Consider the following 16824-nt stretch of genomic DNA (forward strand, 5'->3'; position numbering starts at 1 on the left):
TCAGGCGGGCTTGAGGCCCGGATCGCCCGCCTCGGTCACGAAGGACCCGGCCGTCGAGAGGGGCGCGCCGGGCGTCGTGACGGCGGACACCGTCTTGAAGTCGGCGCGCGCCTCCTGCCTGCCGAGCGTGACGGTCACATAGCCGCGCCGCCCGTTGTAGAACTTCATGTGCGGGTTGGCGGTGGTGAGGTTGGACCAGTTGGACGGCTTGTCGGCGCCGTCCTTCCCGCTGGCGATGGAGGTGGCGACGATCTCGGTTCCGACGGTGCGTGAGGCCGGGTCGTCGAAGTCGGCCTTGAGGTCGAAGCCGTAGCCGACGTGTACGTCTCCGGTCAGCACCATCAGGTTCTCCAGGCCGGCCGCCTCCGCGCCGTCCAGGATCCGCTTGCGGGAGGCCGGGTAGCCGTCCCAGCCGTCCATCGACAGCTTGAAGTCCGGCCGGGGCACGTCGCGGCGCTGGGCGAAGGTGACCTGCTGCGGCAGCAGGTTCCAGGTGGCGCGGGACTGCTTCCAGCCGTTCAGCAGCCACCGTTCCTGCGTCTCGCCGGTCATGGTGCGCGTCGGGTCCTCGGACTCCGGGCCCGGCACCTGCCAGCCGTCCCCGTACGCCTGGTTGGAGCGGTACTGCCGGGTGTCGAGGATGTCGAACTGCGCGAGTCGCCCGAAGTGCAGGCGGCGGTAGAGCTGCATGTCGGGGCCGTCGGGCCGCTGCGGGGTGCGCAGCGGCTGGTTCTCCCAGTACGCGCGGTAGGCGGCGGCCCTGCGGAGCAGGAACTCCTCCGGCGGGACATCGTTCTCGGGGGTCTCGTCCGCGTAGTTGTTCTCGGTCTCGTGGTCGTCCCACGTCACGATGAAGGGGTGCGCGGCGTGCGCGGCCATCAGGTCCGGGTCGGACTTGTAGAGGCCGTAGCGCAGCCGGTAGTCCTCCAGCGTGACCGTCTCGCGGTTGTAGTGCGCGGGCAGCCGCCGGTCGGTGTAGTTGCGCGCGCCGCCGACCGCCGTGACGGCGTACTCGTAGAGGTAGTCGCCGAGGTGGATGACGACGTCGAGGTCCTCGGCGGCCAGGTGCTTGTACGCGGTGAAGTAGCCGTCGTGGTACGCCTGGCAGGAGACGGCGGCGAGTTTGAGTTCCCCGATGGTCGCGGAGCGCGCGGGGGCGGTACGGGTGCGGCCGACCGGGCTGATCCACTTGCCGGCGCGGAAGCGGTAGAAGTAGAACCGGTCCGAGTCGAGGCCGGGGACCTCGACGTGGACGCTGTGGTCGAACTCGGGGTGGGCGGTGGTGGTTCCCCGTCTGACGATCCGGGTGAACCGCTCGTCGTGGGCGACCTCCCAGCGTACGGAGACCCGGGCGCGGGGCAGTCCGCTGTCGCCCTGGTACGGGCTGGGGGCGAGGCGGGTCCAGAGCAGTACGGAGGTGGGCTGCGGGTCGCCCGAGCCGACGCCGAGCGTGAAGGGGTCGCTCTTGATCTTCGCGGCGTCCAGCTCGGCGGCGCTCGCGGTGCCCGCCGTGGGCAGGTTGACGGCGAAGGCGAGCGCGGCGGCGGCGCCGGTGACGGTGAGGAACCGGCGACGGCCGAGGTGCGCGGCGGCGGCCCTGAGTTCGGGTGAGTGCGTGGCGCGTGAACTCGTCTGCACGGGTGTCATGTTGGTGTGCCCTCCCCTGACGGCTGTTGTCATAGGAAGTGCAGCCGGGCACGACGTCGGACCGTTGTCGGGTACACAACATCGGGATGTCCGCCTGATGAGTTCCCCGTGCGCCAGTTGTACGCCGCCGCCCGAGCGGCACGGTCACGGCTCGCCGGGCCCCCGTACTCCCTCAGTTCCTCACTCAGCTCCTCCCGCCGGTCCTCCTTCCGGCCCTCCTTCCCGCCCTCCTCTCCGTCCTCCTCTCCGTCCTCCTGCCGTACGCTGCGGGCCCATGACTGCTGTGCGGAAGATCGCTGTGGTGACGGGAGCGGGTTCGGGCATCGGACGGGGCGTCACGCTCGCCCTGGCCGGGGCGGGCTGGTCGGTGGTGCTGGCGGGACGGAAGGCGGAGCGCCTGGAGGAGACGGCGGCGCTCGCGGCTGCGGCGGACACCGACCTGGTGTGCGTGCCGACGGACGTGGCGCGGCCGGAGGACGTGGACGCGCTCTTCGAGACGGTGCGGGAGCGGTACGGCCGGATCGACTTCCTCTTCAATAACGCGGGCACGTTCGGCCCCGGCGGCGTACCGCTGGAGGACCTGCCCTACTCGGCGTGGCGCAAGGTCGTCGACACCAACCTGACGGGCTCGTTCCTGTGCGCGCAGGCGGCGTACCGGCTGATGAAGGACCAGGACCCGCAGGGCGGCCGGATCATCAACAACGGTTCCATCTCCGCGCACGCGCCGCGCCCGGACTCGGTGGCGTACACGGCGACGAAGCACGCCCTCACCGGGCTCACCAAGTCGCTCTCCCTGGACGGCCGTCCGTACCGCATCGCGTGCGGTCAGATCGACATCGGCAACGCGGCGACGGACATGACGCAGCGCATGCAGCGGGGCGTGCCGCAGGCGAACGGCGAGCTGGCGGTCGAGCCGGTGATGGACGCGGCCGACGTGGCGACGACGGTGCTGCACATGGCGGAGCTGCCGCTGGAGGCGAACATCCAGTTCGCGACGGTGCTGGCGACGGCGATGCCGTTCATCGGGCGGGGCTGAAAGGGCCGAGGACTCGGGCAGGGCCCCGGGGTCCGTGGGCGGGAATGACTCCCCGCCCACGGCCGTTGGCACCCGCATGAGCGCACCTGCTGACCCCAACCCCACCCTGACCGGCGAAGTCCTCCGCTACACGGCCTTCTCGACGGATCCCGCCGGTGGCAACCCCGCCGGCGTCGTGCTCGACGCGTCCGGGCTGACGGACGACGCGATGCTCGCGATCGCCGCCGACCTCGGCTACAGCGAGTCCGCGTTCCTGACGCCGGCGCCGGACGGCGTGGGCGAGCCGGGGCGGGCCTTCACCATCAGGTACTTCAGCCCCAAGGCCGAGGTCCCGTTCTGCGGCCATGCCACGGTCGCCACCGCGGTCGCGCTGGCCGAGCGGATCGGCGCGGGCGACCTGGTCTTCGAGACGCGCGCCGGGACCGTACCGGTGACGGTCACCGCCGCCGGTGACGGCGGTGCGCCGCGCGCCACCCTCACCAGCGTCGAGCCGCACGTGACGGACGTCGCCGACGCCGATCTCACCGAGGCGCTGGCGGCGCTCGGCTGGCCGGCCGGTGATCTCGACCCGGCCCTGCCGTCCCGTATCGCCTACGGCGGTGCCCGCCATCTGGTCATCGGCGCGGCGACCCGTGCCCGGCTGGCGGACCTGACGTACGACTTCGCCCGCCTCGAAGCGCTGATGCACCGGCTGGACCTGACCACGGTCCAACTGGTGTGGCGCGAGTCGGCGGACGTCTTCCACGTCCGCGACCCGTTCCCGGTGGGCGGCGTGGTGGAGGACCCGGCGACGGGCGCGGCCGCGGCGGCGTTCGGGGCGTACGCGCGTGAACTCGCCCTCGTCCCGGAGGCGTCGGTGCTCACGCTCCACCAGGGCGTGGACATGGGCCGGCCGGGGGTGCTGACGGTGGAGCTGCGGTCGGGCGACCCGCGCGTACGGGTGTCGGGGGCGGGCGCGCCGATCCCCGCGGAGTAGGTGGGGGGCTCGTCGCGTCCGGGGCGGTACGCGCGGGTCGGCGACCCGCGCGCACCGCCGAGGACCGGCAGCCGTGCGCCGTTCACGACCGGGACGTCGGACGGGGTCCCCTCGTTCCGGATCCAACTGCCTTCTGCGGCAGGCCGGTTGTACGTGCCGACGGTAAGGACCTGCCCTTCCGTCTCCCGGCACCCGGGCACGGAGGGCAAGAGCGGCTGTGCCGGCCGGGGTGTCCGGCCACCTCGCAGGGGCGGGGGGCGGCGTCGCGCCGGTTCACGTCTCACTCCTCCGGCTCGCGCTGCTACCGACGCGCCCCATGCTGCCCGCCTATGCTCACGGCATGGAGCAGAGCGAGGTCCTGAAACGCGTGATCGGCATCCTGACGCAGGCCGGTGACTGGCAGCGCCGACTTGAGGAGGACATCGGTCAGGAACAGGACATGGACGCCGAGATGGGCGTCGTGACCGAACTGCTCAACGAGACGATGCCGCGCGTCGAGGTACCGGCCGACGCGACCCCGGAGGAACTCAGCGCCCTGCTCGGCCGGGAGGTCGGCGGCGCCGTGGAACAGCTCGTGGGCGCCTTCACCCTCGCCTTCGTCACCCTGGCCCGCGTCCACGACGCGGGCGGCCCCGAAGTCTCGTCGGCGGACATCCTCCAGGACCTGGCACTGCGCGCCGAGGAACTGTGACCGGACGGCCCGTCAGCGCCCCCGGTTCCTGGGGTGGTCACGGGCCGTCCGCTCGTTCCCGAACTTGTACGCCCCGGTCCACCGCGCCATCACCAACTGCGCGTCCCCGCCGCCCTCGACCTGCCCCAGAAACTTCTCGGCCCGCCCCCCACGCAAGGTGCTCGCCACCCGCCCCTGATGCGTGATGACGACACTGCCGTCGGCGTGCCGCTCGTAACTGAAGCCTGTAGGTGGGGCCATCCCCCTATCCTCACCGCCGCCACACCCCCGGGGCCACCCCATTTCCCATCCCACGCGCCGCGCGCGGCGGAGTGTGGGAGGCGCCAGAACGCGGGGCGGCAGACGAGTCGGGCTCTACGCCGGATTCTGTCGCCCGGGCGCCTCGCGGCGGCCGGGGAGACGGCCATCCATCTAGGACCGACGTTGCCGTCGGCCTCCTGCGGTCTACCCGCGAACTCGGGCGGGCAGCCCTCGAACGTTCGCGCAGGGCCGTCTCGCGACGGCCCCTCTTGACCTTGCTCCAGGTGGGGTTTACCTAGCCGCCTGAGTCACCTCAGGCGCTGGTGGTCTCTTACACCACCGTTTCACCCTTACCGGGGACCGAAGCCCCCGGCGGTCTGTTTTCTGTGGCACTGTCCCGCGGGTCACCCCGGGTGGGCGTTACCCACCACCTTGCCCTGTGGAGTCCGGACGTTCCTCGGGAGGATCCGGAGATCCTCACGCGGCCGTCCGCCCGGCTCGTCTGCCGTGATCGTCATGGTACCCGGCCGAGCCGACCCGGCCGGCCGCATCGTCCTTGACCTTGCCGCAGCGTCAGGGTTTCTACTGGGCTCATGCGAATCGGCGAGATCGCCGCACTCGTGGGGGTCACCTCGCGGGCGGTGCGGCACTACCACCACATGGGGCTGCTGCCCGAGCCCGAGCGGCTGGCCAACGGGTACCGCGTCTACTCCGTGCGCGATGCCGTCCTCCTCGCCCGGATCCGGCGGCTCTCGGAGCTGGGGCTCAGCCTGGACGAGGTACGGGACGTGCTCGCCGACGACGCCGGGCGGGAGCTGGCCGAGGTGCTCGGTGAGCTGGACGCGGATCTGGCGCGGCAGGAGGAGGAGATCCGGATCAGACGGCGCAGGCTCGCCGAGCTGATGGAGGAGGGGACGCTGCCTCCCGAGGGGCCGGTGTCGCCCACGCTGGCGCGGTTGCTGCGGGACATGCCGGAGACCACGTCGGTGATGGCGGCCAAGGACCGCGAACTCCTCACGCTGCTCGACACCGTCGGCGGTGACGAGATCGTCTACGACGCCCTGCACCCGTTGACCCACGACCCGGACCTCCTCGGGCTCTACGACCGCCTCGACGAACTGGCGGGCGCGGCGACGGACGACCCCCGGATCGGACCGCTCGCCGCCGCGCTGGCGGCCGTCATCCCGGACGAGGTGCTGGCCAAGCTGGCGCGGACGGACAGCCCCGCGCTGGAGGGGTTCGGCGCCGCGTTTCTCGCCGACTTCGCCCCCGCCCAGGCCGAGGTGGCGCGACAGGTCATGGAAGAACTCGCGAAGAGGACGGACGGGGAGGGACCGAGATGAGCAGAGCCCTGTGGGTGTTCGTGCCGGCCGAGCTGACGCTGGTCGTGTGTCTGGCGGCGGGCGTGGACGTTCCGGCGCCGGTGATCTGGGCCGCGGAGGCCGTCGTCCTCACCCTGCTGGTGACGGAGGCCGTACTCGTACGTCGGCACTACAAGGCCGCCCGCCTGGCCGGGGCCGAACGGCGGGCCGCCCTCGCGCGGGCCGTGACGGCCGCCGTACCGGCCACCGCGCTGCGACTGCTCGTCAACGAGGCGCGGGGCCTGACCAGCCTCGTACGGTGGGTGGCCCGGCGTACGCACGGTGTACGCGAGGGCGATCTCGCCGCCCCGTACACCGGCCCGCAGACCGCGATGATGTACGGCTTCCTCTTCGTGTCCGTCGTCGAGACCGTGGCGCTGGCGATCCTCATCCCCTGGCCGCTGGTGCACCTGATCATGCTGGTGCTGGACGTGTACGGCGTACTGATGCTGCTCGCGCTGCACGCGAGCTGCGTCACCCGGCCGCACGTCGTGGGCGCCGACGGGTCGCTCCGGGTGCGCTGGGGCGCGCTGTTCGACATGCCGATCGGAAGCGGCCAGATCGTCTCGGCCCGCGTCGAACGCCGTTACCCGGACGGCTCGTTGGTCAAGATCGACGAGCCCGGCGGGACGCTCGACCTGATCGTGGGCGGCCAGACGACCGTACGGGTGGAGCTGACGGAGCCGGTCGAGTTCGTACGGCCGATGGGCGGACGCGGTACGGCGACGGTGGTCCGCTTCCACGCGGACGACCCGGAGGCGCTGGTGGGCCGGCTCAAGGGCCCCGCCCGGTCGGTCAACGCGTGAGCGCGAACGCGGCGAGCGCCACGACAGCCATGACAGCCACGGAGACGACGCCTGCCGCGCCGTCCGGCGGCTGACGGCCAGGTCACCGGGACTGCCCGTCCGTGCGGCTACGGGGCGGGCGGCTGGGTGTGCGGGTGCTTCAGCGCTTAACCTGGCGGACCGGGGGCCGCACCCCCCGTCGTCACGTCCTTGAGGAGAACCACCGTGCTCGTGCTGTTGCCGCCGTCGGAAGGCAAGGCCGCTTCCGGCCGCGGGGCTCCGCTGAAGCCGGAATCACTGTCGCTGCCCGGACTGGCCGAGGCGCGGGCCACCGTGCTGGACGAGTTGGTCGAGCTGTGCGCCGCCGACGAGGAGAAGGCCGCGGAGGTGCTGGGGCTGAGCGAGGGCCTGCGCGGCGAGATCGCCAAGAACGTGGAGCTGCGGACCGCGGGGACGCGGCCGGCCGGGGACATCTACACCGGTGTCCTCTACGACGCGCTCGGCCTCGCCACGCTGGACACCGCCGCCCGGCGGCGCGCCGGGAAGTCGCTGCTGGTCTTCTCCGGGCTGTGGGGCGCGGTGCGGATCGGCGACCGGATTCCGTCGTACCGCTGCTCGATGGGCGTGAAGCTGCCGGGCGTCGGGGCGCTGAGCACCCACTGGCGGAAGGCGATGGCCCCGGTGCTGCCCGAGGTGGCGGGGGACGGGCTCGTACTGGATCTGCGCTCGTCGTCGTACGCGCCCGCCTGGAAGCCGGCGGGCGAGGTCGCGGCCCGTACGGCGACGGTGCGGGTCCTGCACGCGCAGTTCGTGGACGGTGTCGAGAAGCGGTCGGTGGTCAGCCACTTCAACAAGGCCACGAAGGGGCGGCTCCTCCGGGACCTCCTCATGGCCGGTGCCCGGCCGAAGAAGCCGGAGCAACTCGTGGAGACGTTGCGCGAGTTGGGGTACGTGGTGGAGGTCGCGGCGCCGGGCAGGGCCGGGCAGTCGTGGTCGCTGGACGTGGTGGTGACGGAGATCCACTGAGGGGCGCCGCCGGACGGCTGTTGCGCAGGGCGCAACGCTCGTTGCGAGGGGCGTGGGCGGCGCGGCAGGATGGAGGCATGACCTCCGTGCTCGACCTCGCCCCCGTTGTCCCTGTCGTCGTCGTGGACGACGTCGCCGACGCCGTGCCGCTGGCCCGCGCCCTCGTGGCCGGCGGACTGCCCGCGATCGAGGTGACGCTGCGCACCCCGGTCGCACTGGACGCGATCCGGGCGATCGCCGCGGAGGTGCCGGACGCGGTGGTGGGCGCGGGGACGGTCATCTCGGCGCGGTCGGTCACGGACTCGGTGACGGCCGGGGCACGCTTCCTGGTCAGCCCCGGCTGGACGGACACGCTGCTGGAGGCGATGCGGACGTCGGGGGTGCCGTTCCTGCCGGGCGTCTCGACGACGTCGGAGGTCGTGGCGCTGCTGGAGCGCGGCGTGACGGAGATGAAGTTCTTCCCGGCGGAGGCGGCGGGCGGTACGGCGTATCTCAAGGCCCTGTCGGGGCCCTTGCCGCAGGCGCGGTTCTGCCCGACGGGCGGGATCTCCCTGGCGTCGGCCGGGTCGTATCTGGCGCTGAAGAACGTGGGCTGTGTGGGCGGCTCGTGGATGCTGCCGGCGGACGCGATCGCGACGAAGGACTGGGGCCGGGTGGAGAAACTGGCCCGCGAGGCGGCGGCCCTGCGCTGACGCGCGGTCTTCCACCGCGGATCGGCCGATGTCACCGCGGCGCCCCCGGCCCGGCCGGGCGGGACCGGGGCCGTGGCCCGCACCGTCACCACACGCGGACGAGTCCCTTGACCTCGCGCCGTCGTGAAGCGGGACCCGCGCCCGGCTCGGGCGGAAGCAGATCGCCGGCGAAGGACGGTCGTCGCTACCGGAAGCCCGGTACCTGACTGCCCGTCAACAGCCCCTACTCCAACCGCTGGTAGCGCGCGTCGCTCCTCGGGGTCGCCAAGTCCGTGCAGAGCAGTACCTGTTCGGCCGGCCCACGGTGATCGGGGAGACCGAGACCGAGGCCGTCGCCACCTGCGCACCCACGATGTCCCACAGCCGCAGTCGGCCACTCGCTGTTCGAGCCGGGACCGGCCGGCCGGGGGCCGGGTCCGGCGGGGTCGGTTCGCCCAGCCGGAGGAGTCGTACGCGATCCGAGACCCGCCAGCCGCCGGACCGCGCGGTCCACTCGGTGGCGCGGAGTACGGGAACGAGTTCGCGCGCCGCCCGGTCCGGCATCGGACCGAGCAGCGGGCGCAGCGGCGGCGCCTGGACGAAGCAGGCGAAAGACCGGACCGGCGTCGCTCCTTCGCCAGTAGCCGAACCGGGCCGGGCCGGACCCGTCCGTACGCGGCGACTCGCTGATCGTGAGCGGCCGCGTCGACCGGGCGGAGTTCCGTGCGAGGCGCGGACCGGCCGTCGCACAGAACTCCCCGCCCGCCCTCACCCGCTCAGCGCAGATGCGACGTGTCGTTCAGCAGACGCAACGACGCGTTGCCGTCCGCGTAGTAGGCGACCGCCGACAGTGACGCCGCCGACAGCTCCATCCGGAACAGGGACTCCGGCGGCGCGCCCAGTGCCAGTCTGACGAGGGTCTTCACGGGGGTCACATGCGTGACGACCAGCACCGTGCGTCCCGCGTACCGGGTCAGCAGCGTGTCGCGCGTGGCGGCGACCCGCGTCGCGACCGAGGTGAAGCTCTCGCCGCCGCCGGTCGGGGCCACGTCGGGCGAGGCCAGCCAGGCGCTGAGATCGTCCGCGTACCGCTCCCTGACCTCGGTGAAGGTCATCCCCTCCCAGGCGCCGAAGTCCGTCTCGCGCAGTCCGTCCTCGACGCTCACGTCCAGGCCGAGCCGGGTGGCGACGGCGCCGGCCGTCTCGCGGCAGCGCAGCAGCGGTGAGGAGACGACGGCCTGGATCGTGCCGCGCGCGGCGAGCGCCGTCGCGACGGCGTCGGCCTGCCTGCGGCCGACCGCCGACAGTTCCGGGTCGCTGCCGCCGCTGCCCGAGAAGCGCTTCTCGGGGGTGAGGAGGGTCTCGCCGTGCCGCAGCAGGACGAACGTGGCGGGCGTACCGAGGTCGGCGGAGCCCCATCCGACGGACGGCGCGGCCTGCTCGGGGACGGCGGCGGACAGCTCGTACGAGGCGGCCAGCGCCGCGCGTGCCTTGGCCGCGCCGGCCGCCGCGTCCCCCGGCGGCCCCTCGGGGGCGGTGGCCTCACGCGAAGGGGAACTCGTACGTCCCGCCTTCGCGCCCAGCTCCGCCGTGGAGCGCGACGGCTCCCACTGCTTGCCCTTCTTGCCCGCGTCCATCGCCTCGTTGGCGAGCCGGTCGGCGTGCTTGTTCTTCTCGCGCGGGATCCACTCGTAGCGGACCTGCCCACCGGGCAGGACCCGCGCGGCCTCGGCGGCCAGCGGCTTCATGTCCGGGTGCTTGATCTTCCAGCGGCCCGACATCTGCTCCACGACGAGCTTGGAGTCCATCCGCACGTGCACGTCGGCGGCCGGGTCGAGCGTCTTCGCGGCCTTCAGCCCGGCGATCAGGCCCTTGTACTCGGCGACGTTGTTCGTCGCGACGCCGATGTACTCGGCGGCCTCGGCGAGCGTCTCACCGGTCACCGCGTCGATGACGACGGCGCCGTAACCCGCCGGGCCCGGGTTGCCCCGCGACCCGCCGTCCGCCTCGACGACGAATTTCGGCATCTACAGACCCGATTCGGAGGTACGGATGAGGATGCGGCGGCAGTTCTCGCACCGCAGGACGGTGCTGGGGCTCGCCGCCTTGACCTCGTTGACCTCGGTGATGTTGAGCTCCAGCCGGCAGCCCTCGCAGCGGCGCTGGTAGAGGCGGGCCGCGCCCACACCGCCCTGCTGCACGCGCAGCTTCTCGTACAGCTTGAGGAGGTCGGCGGGGATCGTCGCCGAGACGGTCTCGCGCTCCTTGGTCGCCGTCGCCTCCTCGGTGCCGAGCTTCCCGGCGGCGATGTCGCGGCGCGCGACCGCGTCGTCCGCCTTGGCCTGGACCGAGGAGACCCGCTCCGTCAGCTCGGCGGCACGCTCCTGCGCGGCCTCGCGGCGCTCCATGACTTCGAGGACGACGTCCTCCAGGTCACCCTGGCGCTTGGCGAGCGAGACGATCTCACGCTGCAGGCTTTCGAGGTCCTTGGGCGAGGTGACGGCACCCGAGTCGAGGCGCTGCTGGTCGCGTACGGAGCGCTGGCGGACCTGGTCGACGTCCTGCTCCGCCTTCGTCTGCTCGCGCGCGGTGTCGCTCTCCTCGGTCTGCGAGGCGACCAGCAGGTCGCGCAGCTGCGTGAGGTCCTTGGTCAGCGACTCGATCTCGGCGTGCTCGGGCAGCGACTCGCGCCGGTGGGCGATCTGCTGGAGTCGCGTGTCGAGGGCCTGGACGTCGAGGAGTCGGATCTGGTCGGCGGGGTCGGCGTTCAGTTGGGGGCTCCTGAGGAATGGTGGGAGGACCAGGGGTCGGTGACCGTCTTCGAGACGTGGACCCGCAGGTCCCAGCCGTGGCGGTCGGAAATCTCGTCGAGCTGGGTGGCCGCCAGTTCGCACCAGGGCCACTCGGTGGCCCAGTGCGCGGCGTCGACCAGTGCCAGCGGTGTGTGCTGCGTGGCCTCGGAGGCCGGGTGGTGGCGCAGGTCGGCGGTGAGGAAGACGTCCACGCCCGCCGCCCGTACCTGGTCGAAGAGGCTGTCGCCGGATCCGCCGCTCACGGCGACGGTACGGACGAGGGCGTCGGGGTCGCCGGCCACCCGGATGCCCTGCGCGGTGGCGGGCAGCCGGTGCGCGGCGCGCGCCGCGAAGTCGCGCAGGGTGGCGGGCCGGTCGAGTTCGCAGATCCGGCCGAGACCGCGGCGGCCCGCCGGGTCGGTCGGGTCGGGTACGAGCGGGCCGACGACGCGCAGGTCGAGCGCGCCGGCGAGGGCGTCGGAGACGCCCGGGTCGGCGCTGTCGGCGTTGGTGTGCGCGACGTGCAGCGCGATGTCGTGCTTGATGAGCGTGTGTACGACGCGGCCCTTGAAGGTCCCGGCGGCGACCGTCGTCGTCCCCCGCAGATAGAGCGGGTGGTGGGTGAGGATCAGGTCGGCGCCCAGTTCCAGGGCCTCGTCCACGACGGACCGGACGGGGTCGACGGCGATGAGGACGCGGGTCACGGGGGCGTCGGGATCGCCGCAGACGGTGCCGACGGCGTCCCACTGTTCGGCCCGCTCGGGCGGCCAGAGGGCGTCGAACTGGGCGAGGACTTCGGACAGGCGGGGCACGGGTCAAAGGCTACCTGCCGCCCATGGTGCACCCACCATGGCCGGTCGCCCTCGGGGGCCGGCCCCACCTCCGGCCGCCACCCGGTGGCCGCCGAGGTCCGCGAGGCGCCCGGCCGCGGGCCGGACCGGGCAGTTTCGGAGAAGCACCGGTGCCCCGGCCGCCCCTACCGTCGAAGACGTGAACTCCATCGACTCCGTCACCCTTGAGGTCGCCGACGCCACGGCCGCCGCCCGCTTCTACTCCACCGCCCTGGGACTGGACCCGTCGCACGTGCGCGTACGCGCCTCCGAAGCCCCCACGGCCGGTTTCCGCGGTTTCACGCTGTCGCTCGTGGTGTCCCAGCCGGGCAACGTCGACGCCCTCGTCGGCGCGGCCCTGGAGGCCGGCGCCACCGCCGTCAGACCCGCGTCGAAGTCGCTGTGGGGCTACGGAGGTGTCATCGAGGCCCCCGACGGCACGATCTGGAAGATCGCGACGTCGAAGAAGAAGGACACCGGCCGGGTCACCCGCGACTTCGACGAGTTGGTGCTCCTGCTGGGCGTCGAGGACATGAAGGCCAGCAAGCAGTTCTACGTCGGGCGGGGCCTGACGGTGGGCAGGAGCTTCGGCGGCAAGTACGTCGAGTTCGCCGCCGGGTCGGGTCCCGTCAAGCTGGCTCTCTACAAGCGCGGTGCTCTCGCCAAGGACGCGGGTGTCCCCGCCGACGGCACCGGCTCGCACCGGCTCGTACTCGCCGGCGCGGGCGGCCCGTTCAGCGACCCCGACGGGTTCGTCTGGGAAGCCGCCGCCCCGCTGACCGCCACGGTCTGAGGGCACTCGGACCGCCCCCCGCGCCCGCGTCACTTCGCCAGATACCCGCGCAGATCGTCCAGCACCAGCCCGGCCGCGGTGACGCCGAGGCCCAGATACCAGGTCTCGTCCGGTACGTCCACGGCCTGCCCGGCCTCGACGGCCTTGAGGTTCTTCCAGAGCGGGTTGGAGCGTGCGGTGTCCCGCTTGGTGGCCTTCGGGTCGCCGTACACCCCGGTGAAGATCCAGTCGGCGTTCGCCTCGTCGATCTTCTCGGGGCTGACCTCGACGGCGAGATCGTTGATCTGCTGGTTCGCGGGCCTGGGCAGGCCGACGTCCTCAAGGATCGTGCCGATGAAGGACGCCTTGGCGTACAGACGGATCTTGCCCGGCATGTACCGCACCATCGAGACGGTGGGCTTGTCGGCGCCGATGTCGGCGGTCAGGGCCTTGACCTTGGTGTCGTACGCGCCGAGCGCCTTCTCGGCCGCCGCGCCCCGGTCGAGCGCCGCCGCGTTGAGCCGGAGGTTCTCCTTCCAGGTGAAGCCGGGGCGGATGGCGAACACGGTGGGGGCGATCGTCGACAGCTCGTCGTACTTGTCGGCGGCGCGGAGCTGGCTGCCGAGGATCAGGTCGGGCTTGAGGGCCGCGATGGCCTCCAGGTTGAGCCCGTTGATGGTGCCGACGTTCTTGGGGCTGCCCGCGCCCTTCTTCAGATAGGCGGGGATGCCCTCGTCGCCCTCGGTGGGCGCGTAGCCGACGGGTGCGAGACCGAGGGAGACGACGTTGTCGAACTCGCCGACGTCGAGCACGACGACGCGCTCGGGGCGCGCCTCGATGACGGTCTTGCCCATGGCGTGGGTGACGGTACGGGGGAACTCCCCCGGCTTGGCGTCGGTGCCGTAGCCCGCGGTCTTGGCCGCGGCGTCCGCGAAGTCCTCGCCGCCCTGCGCGACGGCCTTCTTGTCCGCGCCGGCGCCGGGGGACGACTTCCCGTCCGACCCTCCGTCGCTTCCACAGGCCGCGAGGGAGAGGGCGGCGGCGAGGGCGACCAGCGCGGCCGTGCCGCGACGTCTGACGGACATCTGTGCTCCAAGGGTCTTACTTAGGGTGCCTAACCAACTCCACAGGAACGTACAGGCCGGGTTCCACTTTGCGGAAACTGATCCCTGGTCAGCTCCCGGAGCCCCGGCCCGGCCGAACGGGGCTTTCCGTTGCTCGTTCCCAAGTCGCCTCCGGCCGCTTGATGCTCTCGATGATCCGGGCGAAGCCTTCCTCGCCGTGGCCCGCGTCGATCTGGCGTTGGACGAGGCGCTGGACCATGGCGACCACCTCCGTACTGACACCCTGGTCGGCACTGGCGGCCAGCAGGTCACCGAGGCCGGAGAACTCAAGGCTCTGCTGCCCGGCGACGGTGTAGTCCCCGCCGTCGACGACCTCGGCGAGCCCCTGGAGGGCACCCGTCATGGCGGTCAGCCACGGTGCGGCCCTCGCCGCGAACTCGCCCGCCGTGACGCCGGCCGGGGCGACCATGGCGGCGCCGTGCATGAATCCGGCGAACATGACGTACATGCCCGCGAGCAGGGCGAGGTCGTACAGGGACGCCAGCCCGGCGTCCTCGCCGAAGTAGGTACTGGTCCCCCACACATCGAGCAGCGGCTTGTACTGATCGAAGACATCGGCCGAACCGCTGTAGAGAATCGAGGACTCCGGCAGGCCGATCATGGGCGGTACGGCCATGATGCCGCCGTCCAGATACGCGACCCCGGCACGCGCGGCCCACTCGGCGAACTCCCGTGACTGTGCGGGGGATGTCGTGGTCACGTTGATCAGGGTGCGGCCGGCCAACTCGTCGGAGAGCGGGTCGAGCACCTCGTGGACCGACGCGTGGTCCAGCAGGCACACGATCACCAGCGGGCTCGCCTGGACCGCTTCGCCGGCCGTGGCGGCGGACTTCGCGCCCCGCGCGACGAGTTCGTCCGCCTTGCCCGCCGAACGGTTCCAGACCGTCGTCGGGTGTCCGGACCTCACCAGGGCGCCCGCGAGGGCGCCACCCATCGCGCCCAGCCCGAGAACGCTGACCTGGACTCCGCTGCCGGCTGTCACTTCGGCTGTCACTTTCGGGGTTCCCCTCCCTGAGATCTCACTGTCGTCGTTCCGCTGAATCCTCCTTGTCACCAGGGGAGTTGACCAGTACCGACTAATTTGTCAGATACGCACCGACGGGTAAGCAAGCCGTGGCGCACGCGCCGCCACGGGCCCCTGTCCGCCCCGCCGAGCACAGCCACCGCCTCCCCCTCAGCCGAACCCCGGACCCGCCACCCTTACGTGTGAAGCGGGTGGTCACCTGTTGTTCGGCAGCGAGTGCGAACCTAGCGTCGTCGCCGGAGGTGACGGAGCGATGACAGCCTGTGTCATTGACGGCGTGGAGAGCACCGGGCGCGCCCCGGCGGACAAGGCGGCGCGGCCGGCGGCGGGGATCGCGATCGCGGCGGACGGTTCGTACGCGGCGCGGCTGACCCTCGGTGCCGACGAGCCTTCCCGGGAGGGCGAGGCGGCGGAGAGCGCGGCCTGGTTCCCCGAGCGGTGGACGCTCGACGGGCCGGAGCCGTACGCCGTACCGCTCCCCCTCGACCAGCCCGAGGAGCCCGACGCCGAGGTGTTGCCGCTGGCCGACGGGCGGGTGCTGATCCACCGGCGGGTGGCGGAGCGGCAGGCGTTCTCGCTGCTCTATCCGACGGGGCCGGTGACGGGCGAGCTGCCGCTGGGCGCGGTCGAGTGCGCGGAGCTGACCCTGCTGCCGCCGTCACCCGACGGTACGAGCGCCTACGCGCTGGCGCCCGGCGAACACGGCACCACCGTCTGGCTGGTGGCGGGCGGCGCCTTCGGCCCGGAGCCGGTCGCGACCGTACGCGGGCGCTGCACGGGCGGCGTCTGGCTCGACCGTACGGGGCGGCTGCTCGCCCTCGACCGTGAACTGGGCGGCGTGGTCAAGGCGGTCGTCGTCGACCTGGAACGGGCCGGCGAGGTCAGCCCGTTGCTCCAGATCGCCGACGGCAGCAACGACCGGCTGCTGCTGGCCGACGCCGACAGCGGTCTGCTGCTGATCCGTTCGGACGCGCCGGGCCACGACCGCCTCGGCTGGGGCGTGTTGGGCAGCTCGCGACCGGTGCGCTTCCCGGAGTGCCTGCGGCCCGCCGACCGTACGGTCACACCGTTCGCCGTACAGCCGGGGCAGGTGCTGATGCCCGAGAGCTGCGCCGTCGCGCTGCGGATCGACGGGCCGGGCGGGACCTGGGTGGGGACCTGGCGGCCGTCGGGCCGACAGCTCCATCAGCAGGCGGCGCCGGACGGCTGGCTGGCCGGGGCGGGGCTGTGGTCACGGGACGGGGTGCTCCAACTGCCGTACGCCACGGGCACGATGCCATGCGGCGTGGCCCGGCTGGAGCTGCCGCCCGACGTACCGCGGGACATGTCGCGGAACGTGTCGCGGAACGTGTCGCAGGACGTACGGACCGAATTGGCCACAGAACCCGCACAACCGGAAGTCGGCGCGGGGAGCGGGGCCGTACGCACGCCAACTCGCCCCGCGTGCAAGCCGGTTCCGCTGCAACAGGCACCCCTCACCGGGCGTACGGCCGCCGGATAGGGCTGGTTAGAATTTTGGCGCGGGTCCGGTCGGTCGGTACGGGGACGGTCGGCCCCCGTGTGCCACAACCAGTGGCGGTAGTGACGGCAGCGAGTATCAGCGATTCAACGGGGTGACTTCCCACATGTCTGAAAGCCGAACAGACACGGCCCAGAACCGTCCGCAGCAGGCGGCCGGCGACCGGGACGACACCGGCCACGGAAAACACCGGGGCGGCGCCGCCCCGACGGACGACTCGCAGTCGTCGGTCCACGGACGCCACCGCCGTCCCGGCGACAACTCCGAGGCGGCCTGAGGCGGCCCGAGGCGCAAGTTCCGCCGGACAGTCGCCGGGCGGGCCGTGTACGC

The 16824-nt window shown here is 72.3% G+C and carries 17 protein-coding genes and 1 other RNA gene; 10 read left to right on the forward strand and 8 right to left on the reverse strand.

What is annotated here, in order from left to right:
* On the reverse strand, positions 1-1647 hold the full coding sequence (locus ACFUN8_RS09530; protein ID WP_383633916.1) for an alkaline phosphatase D family protein: 1647 nt from the start codon (positions 1645-1647) through the stop codon (positions 1-3).
* Positions 1648-1921: 274 nt separating this feature from the next.
* Here ACFUN8_RS09530 and ACFUN8_RS09535 point away from each other — a divergent pair, with 274 nt between their 5' ends.
* The 3 genes from ACFUN8_RS09535 to ACFUN8_RS09545 all read left to right on the forward strand — a co-directional run bounded on the left by ACFUN8_RS09535 (position 1922) and on the right by ACFUN8_RS09545 (position 4350).
* On the forward strand, positions 1922-2683 hold the full coding sequence (locus ACFUN8_RS09535; protein ID WP_383633918.1) for an SDR family oxidoreductase: 762 nt from the start codon (positions 1922-1924) through the stop codon (positions 2681-2683).
* 76 nt (positions 2684-2759) lie between these two features.
* Positions 2760-3659, forward strand: a complete 900-nt coding sequence (locus ACFUN8_RS09540; protein ID WP_383633920.1) for a PhzF family phenazine biosynthesis protein — start codon at positions 2760-2762, stop codon at positions 3657-3659.
* A 340-nt stretch (positions 3660-3999) separates the two neighbouring features.
* Entirely contained in the window at positions 4000-4350 is a 351-nt protein-coding gene (locus ACFUN8_RS09545) for a hypothetical protein (RefSeq protein WP_383633922.1), read from the forward strand.
* A 12-nt stretch (positions 4351-4362) separates the two neighbouring features.
* Here the strand turns inward: ACFUN8_RS09545 and ACFUN8_RS09550 are convergent, their stop codons facing one another.
* Both ACFUN8_RS09550 and rnpB read right to left on the reverse strand, forming a co-directional pair.
* Entirely contained in the window at positions 4363-4590 is a 228-nt protein-coding gene (locus ACFUN8_RS09550) for a hypothetical protein (RefSeq protein WP_383633924.1), read from the reverse strand.
* Between the two features lie 99 nt (positions 4591-4689).
* Positions 4690-5091, reverse strand: an RNA gene (gene rnpB, locus ACFUN8_RS09555) — RNase P RNA component class A.
* Between the two features lie 92 nt (positions 5092-5183).
* Here rnpB and ACFUN8_RS09560 point away from each other — a divergent pair.
* The 4 genes from ACFUN8_RS09560 to eda all read left to right on the forward strand — a co-directional run bounded on the left by ACFUN8_RS09560 (position 5184) and on the right by eda (position 8454).
* Positions 5184-5933, forward strand: coding sequence for a MerR family transcriptional regulator (locus ACFUN8_RS09560; RefSeq protein ID WP_383633926.1), 750 nt, complete (start codon positions 5184-5186; stop codon positions 5931-5933).
* Complete coding sequence (locus ACFUN8_RS09565) at positions 5930-6757, forward strand: hypothetical protein (protein ID WP_383633928.1); 828 nt, start codon at positions 5930-5932, stop codon at positions 6755-6757. The genes ACFUN8_RS09560 and ACFUN8_RS09565 overlap by 4 nt, the downstream gene beginning before the upstream one ends.
* Positions 6758-6961: 204 nt before the next feature.
* Positions 6962-7762 (forward strand): peroxide stress protein YaaA, encoded by an 801-nt coding sequence (yaaA, locus tag ACFUN8_RS09570; protein WP_383633930.1) that lies wholly within the window; start codon positions 6962-6964, stop codon positions 7760-7762.
* Between the two features lie 77 nt (positions 7763-7839).
* Positions 7840-8454, forward strand: a complete 615-nt coding sequence (gene eda, locus ACFUN8_RS09575; protein ID WP_383633932.1) for a bifunctional 4-hydroxy-2-oxoglutarate aldolase/2-dehydro-3-deoxy-phosphogluconate aldolase — start codon at positions 7840-7842, stop codon at positions 8452-8454.
* A gap of 755 nt (positions 8455-9209) precedes the next feature.
* Here the strand turns inward: eda and ACFUN8_RS09580 are convergent.
* Genes ACFUN8_RS09580 through ACFUN8_RS09590 form a run of 3 tightly spaced genes read right to left on the reverse strand, consistent with a single transcriptional unit; the run spans position 9210 to position 12037 of the window.
* Positions 9210-10460, reverse strand: coding sequence for a bifunctional RNase H/acid phosphatase (locus ACFUN8_RS09580; RefSeq protein ID WP_383633934.1), 1251 nt, complete (start codon positions 10458-10460; stop codon positions 9210-9212).
* Positions 10461-11204: a zinc ribbon domain-containing protein gene (locus ACFUN8_RS09585; protein WP_383633964.1), complete on the reverse strand. Its 744-nt coding sequence runs from the start codon at positions 11202-11204 to the stop codon at positions 10461-10463.
* Entirely contained in the window at positions 11201-12037 is an 837-nt protein-coding gene (locus ACFUN8_RS09590; RefSeq protein WP_383633936.1) for a Nif3-like dinuclear metal center hexameric protein, read from the reverse strand. The genes ACFUN8_RS09585 and ACFUN8_RS09590 overlap by 4 nt, the downstream gene beginning before the upstream one ends.
* A 178-nt stretch (positions 12038-12215) precedes the next feature.
* Here ACFUN8_RS09590 and ACFUN8_RS09595 point away from each other — a divergent pair, with 178 nt between their 5' ends.
* Entirely contained in the window at positions 12216-12848 is a 633-nt protein-coding gene (locus tag ACFUN8_RS09595; RefSeq protein WP_383633938.1) for a glyoxalase, read from the forward strand.
* Between the two features lie 29 nt (positions 12849-12877).
* On the opposite strand, the gene ACFUN8_RS09600 is transcribed toward ACFUN8_RS09595, so the two are convergent.
* Positions 12878-13912 carry an ABC transporter substrate-binding protein gene (locus tag ACFUN8_RS09600; protein WP_383633940.1) on the reverse strand — a complete coding sequence of 345 codons (1035 nt, stop codon included), beginning with the start codon at positions 13910-13912 and terminating at the stop codon, positions 12878-12880.
* An 88-nt stretch (positions 13913-14000) separates the two neighbouring features.
* Positions 14001-14945: an NAD(P)-dependent oxidoreductase gene (locus tag ACFUN8_RS09605; RefSeq protein WP_383633942.1), complete on the reverse strand. Its 945-nt coding sequence runs from the start codon at positions 14943-14945 to the stop codon at positions 14001-14003.
* Positions 14946-15228: 283 nt separating this feature from the next.
* Here ACFUN8_RS09605 and ACFUN8_RS09610 point away from each other — a divergent pair, with 283 nt between their 5' ends.
* A complete protein-coding gene (locus ACFUN8_RS09610) occupies positions 15229-16476 on the forward strand; it encodes a hypothetical protein (RefSeq protein WP_383633944.1) in 1248 nt (415 codons plus the stop codon).
* A gap of 124 nt (positions 16477-16600) precedes the next feature.
* Positions 16601-16771, forward strand: a complete 171-nt coding sequence (locus tag ACFUN8_RS09615; RefSeq protein ID WP_383633946.1) for a hypothetical protein — start codon at positions 16601-16603, stop codon at positions 16769-16771.
* Positions 16772-16824: the final 53 nt, after the last annotated feature.

It is taken from the genome of Streptomyces sp. NPDC057307, from assembly GCF_042667665.1.
Classification (GTDB): domain Bacteria; phylum Actinomycetota; class Actinomycetes; order Streptomycetales; family Streptomycetaceae; genus Streptomyces.